The following is a 4,238-nucleotide window of genomic DNA, read 5'->3' on the forward strand; positions in this document are numbered from 1 at the left end:
CAGCAGCACTGCAGCGGCCGAGGCGGCCTGGCCCAGGCACACGGTCTGCACTTCGGGGCGGATGAACTGGATCGTGTCGTAGATCGCGGTCATCGCGGTGAAGGAACCACCGGGCGAGTTGATGTACAGGGTGACGTCGCGCTCCGGGTCCATGGATTCCAGCACGAGCAGCTGGGCCATGACGTCGTCGGCCGAGGCGTCATCGACCTGGGCGCCCAGGAAGATGATGCGGTCCTCGAACAGCTTCGCGTACGGGTCCTGGCGCTTGAAGCCGTACGGGGTACGCTCTTCGAACTGCGGCAGGATGTAACGGGCCTCGGGCATTGTCCCCGCGGTGGCTTCAGGCTTGAACTGCATGGTGTCTCCTACAAAAAATCTGGTGAATTCAATCGAGGGGCTGGCTTTAGGATTCGTTGCCCACGCCGCCGCCGCCGCTGACGCTGCCAGCGTGCAGGGCGATCTTGTCGAAGAAACCGTATTCCAGGCCTTCTTCCGCGGTGAACCACTTGTCGCGCTGGTTGTCGATCAGGATCTGGTCCAGGCTCTGCCCGGTCTGCTCGGCGGTCAGCTCGCTCATGATCTTCTTCATGTGCATGATCAGCTCGGCCTGGATCTTGATGTCCGAGGCGGTGCCGCCGATGCCGCCCGAAGGCTGGTGCATCAGGATGCGGGCGTTCGGGGTGGCGTAGCGCTTGCCCGGGGTGCCGGAGGAGAGCAGGAACTGGCCCATCGAGGCGGCCAGGCCGGTGGCCACGGTGACCACGTCGTTCGGGATGAACTTCATGGTGTCGTAGATGGCCATGCCCGCGGTGATCGAACCGCCCGGGGAGTTGATGTAGAGGTAGATGTCCGCTTCCGGGTCCTCTGCCGAGAGCAGCAGCAGCTGCGAGCAGATGGCGTTGGCGTTCTCGTCGCGCACCTCGGAGCCAAGCCAGATGATGCGTTCCTTGAGCAGGCGGTTGTAGATGTAGTCCTCACGGTGGGCCGGGTCAACGCTGGCCATCGTGGGAGTGCGCGAATCATTTGACATGTTCTCTACCTCTTCCGAATGTGGAGATCAGATCGTGGGAGCCGGGCTGGCTCCCGCGACGAGACTGGTTATCTTTGAGATTACTGACTTCAACTGCCTCTTGGGGAGTTTCATGCCCGTGTTTCGCTCACGGCGCATGCCCGGTGGGGAAGAAGCACACAATTCGCCCCGGGGCGGGGCGCGGTGTGGTGCAGGCAGCGGATTCCTCTCACATTTGAGCCCAACCCGGTACTCCCTCCGCCCCCGGCGGCAGCAACGCAAAACGCCTCCGGGCTGCCCAGCGCATGGCGGGCAGCCCGAAGGCGTTGCGGTTGCTACAGGCCAGGACTACTTGGCGTCGGTCTCTGCGGCCTGTTCGGTGGCGGTTTCCTCGGCCGGGGCCTCGGCGGCCTCTTCCTCACCGGCCGGCTTCACGAAGGAGGTCAGGTCGACCTTCTCGCCGTTCGAGTCGGTGACCACGGCGTACTCCAGCACCTTGGCCAGTGCCTTGCGGCGGCGCACCTCACCCATCAGCATCGGCACCTGGCCGGCACCGTCGAGCATCTGGGCGAACTGGTTCGGATCCATGCCGTACTGACCGGCGGTCTGCACGATGTAGTCGATCAGCTCGGACTGCTCCACGCCAACTTCCTCGCGTCGGCGATGGCGTCCAGCACCAGCTCGTTGCGGAAGGCACGCTCGGTGTTCTCGCGCACCTCGCGCGGTGCTCCTCGGTGTCGTGGTCCGCTTCGGCGTTCGGGTTCTCGAAGTGCTGCGCAACCTGCTCTTCGATGACCGACTCCGGAACCGGTACCTCGACCATTTCCAGCAGCTTGTCCAGCACCAGTTCGCGGGCCTCGACGCCCTGCTCGACGACCTTGCCCTCGGCGGCGTCCTTGGCCAGCGACTCGCGCAGTTCGGCGATGGTGTCGAACTCGGAAGCCAGCTGGGCGAAGTCGTCGTCGGCCTGCGGCAGCTCGCGCTGCTTCACGGCGGTGACGGTCACCTTCACCGTGGCGTCCTTGCCGGCGTGCTCGCCGCCGGCCAGCTTGGTTTCGAAGGTGGCGTCTTCACCGGCGGACAGGCCGGTCACGGCCTCGTCCATGCCCTCAAGCATGTTGCCGGAACCCACCTGGTAGGACAGGCCCTGGGCGTTGTCGACTTCTTCGCCCTCGACGGTGGCCACCAGGTCGATGGTCACGAAGGAATCGGCGGCGGCCGGCTCTTCAACTTCCTTCAGGGTGCCGAAACGACCGCGCAGGTCGTCCAGGGCCTTGTCAACGTCTTCGTCGCCAACTTCCTTGGCGTCCACGGACACTTCCAGGCCCTTGTAGTCGGGCAGTTCCACGTCCGGGCGGATGTCAACTTCCAGGGTGAAGACCAGCTGGCCCTCGCCTTCCTTCTCGATGGAAGGCAGTTCGGTGATGTCAACCTCGGGACGGGAGAGCGGGGTCAGCTCGTTCTCCACCATGGCCTGCTGGTAGTAGTCGTTCAGGCCCTCGTTCACGGCGGTCTCGATGACGTAGCCGCGGCCAACGCGCTGATCGATCAGGCGTGCCGGAACCTTGCCCTTGCGGAAGCCGGGGACCTGGATCTGCTGTGCGATGGTCTTGTAGGCCTCGTCCACGCGGGGCTTGAGCTCCTCGTAAGGAACTTCAACGGTGAGCTTCACCCGGGTCGGGTTGAGGTTTTCGACGGCGCTCTTCACAGCGTTGTACTCCTGATTTATCTAAGAATTAGGTCTTATCTGCAAAAGAACCCCGCAACAAAATACTTGTTGCGGGGTTCTTCACACAGAGTCGGGGTGACAGGATTTGAACCTGCGACCTCACGCTCCCAAAGCGCGCGCTCTAGCCAAGCTGAGCTACACCCCGATTAGCAGTGACAAGTCTAACCGCAGTCAGACTCGATCCACTAATCGTTTGTGATTCCTTCCGGCAACCTATTGAGTTTCCGCTGATCACAAGAACTAAACGAATTAGATCTCATCTGCCCCGGAGGCGACACGGTCAAGTGCTTTAATCCGGTTCAGAGTCGGTGACAGGATTTGAACCTGCGACCTCACGCTCCCAAAGCGCGCGCTCTAGCCAAGCTGAGCTACACCCCGATCAGTAGGCTTTGAGTTCCACCCAAGGCAGAACATAAAGACACTAATCACATGGTCATTTCGAACTGTGCCGCGAAGGCTGTCCGGGATTGGCCACAAGAGACAAATTTACACTGCGCGAAACTGAAAACAAAATCTGCGGCGGATTGTGATTGAGCGTGTTCATTGCCCCAATTACCGGCGAAATTCCGCGGAATCAGGGGAAATTATCCCTACCACTCCTGGCCCTTGCAGGCCTGCCGCGACTCCGGCGTTGACCGAGTGGCTGTGATAACCACGACACGCAGCGTGAAGAGACCGTGATTTGCGGGGAAACAGAAACAGGACCCCGGGTGAACGGGATCCTGTCGGTGGAGGGGATGACGGGAATCGAACCCGCGTCATTAGTTTGGAAGACTAAGGCTTTACCATTAAGCTACATCCCCAGATTCCGCAGCGGCGGTGCCGCGAACAGGAATCAGTCTAGAACACTTTTCTTGACTAGCGCAAATCCGGGGTTATCCAGTTCCGACTAGGGCTCTCATTTCCCACTGCAGGCACGCGCGAGCCGCTGACCGCGCAGATCACCGACCAGTGGCTGGGCCGGCTGGACGCTTGCGCGGCGGTCGCTGGCAGCGAGTGCACCAATACAGTTTGCGGCCCGCGACCTCCTCGAGCCGGATGGCGGTGCCGCAGCGCCGGCAGGCCTGCCCCTGACGCTGGTAGACGTAGTAGGCGTTATCGGGCCACAGAGGTCCCGGCTCGTTGCGGTCCTCCTGCCAGGTGGTGATGATTTTCCCGTCACGCACCCCGTCCTGCATGATCTGCACAATGTCCCACCACAGCTTCTTGGCCGCCCGGGCGGAGAGCTCATTGGCCGGCAGCTGCGGGCTGATCCGGCAGCGGTAGAGCGACTCAGCGCGGTAGATGTTCCCGACGCCGGAGATCAGCGCCTGGTTCATCAGCACCAGGCCCATGGGCGTGCGGGTGGCCGACAGGTTGTGCCGGAACTGGCGGTACCCGGCCTCCAGTGCGGCCTGCGGGTCGGCGTCCAGGTCCCTGCCCTTGGACTGGTTGAACCGGATCGCGGCTCCAGCCAGGGGGTCCGGCCCGAGCTTGTCCAGTTGCACCTGGACCTGTTCC

At 62.4% G+C, this 4,238-nt stretch carries 3 protein-coding genes, 3 tRNA genes and 1 pseudogene; all 7 read right to left on the reverse strand.

The window, feature by feature from the left end; translation table 11 throughout:
- Positions 1-357 (reverse strand): ATP-dependent Clp protease proteolytic subunit (locus JCM19049_RS08880; protein WP_279402803.1); only part of this gene is annotated, 357 nt, incomplete at its 3' end.
- Between the two features lie 46 nt (positions 358-403).
- Entirely contained in the window at positions 404-1,003 is a 600-nt protein-coding gene (locus JCM19049_RS08885) for an ATP-dependent Clp protease proteolytic subunit (protein WP_054821410.1), read from the reverse strand.
- Between the two features lie 354 nt (positions 1,004-1,357).
- Positions 1,358-2,717, reverse strand: a pseudogene (tig, locus tag JCM19049_RS08890) (trigger factor).
- A 91-nt stretch (positions 2,718-2,808) separates the two neighbouring features.
- Positions 2,809-2,883 (reverse strand) — tRNA-Pro (locus JCM19049_RS08895).
- 160 nt (positions 2,884-3,043) lie between these two features.
- Positions 3,044-3,116: transfer RNA gene (locus JCM19049_RS08900), tRNA-Pro, on the reverse strand.
- 351 nt (positions 3,117-3,467) lie between these two features.
- A tRNA-Gly gene (locus tag JCM19049_RS08905) sits at positions 3,468-3,541 on the reverse strand.
- A 138-nt stretch (positions 3,542-3,679) separates the two neighbouring features.
- The coding region (locus JCM19049_RS08910) for a zinc finger domain-containing protein (protein WP_279402804.1) at positions 3,680-4,238 on the reverse strand (559 nt) is incomplete at its 5' end.

This window comes from Arthrobacter sp. JCM 19049 (assembly GCF_001310435.1).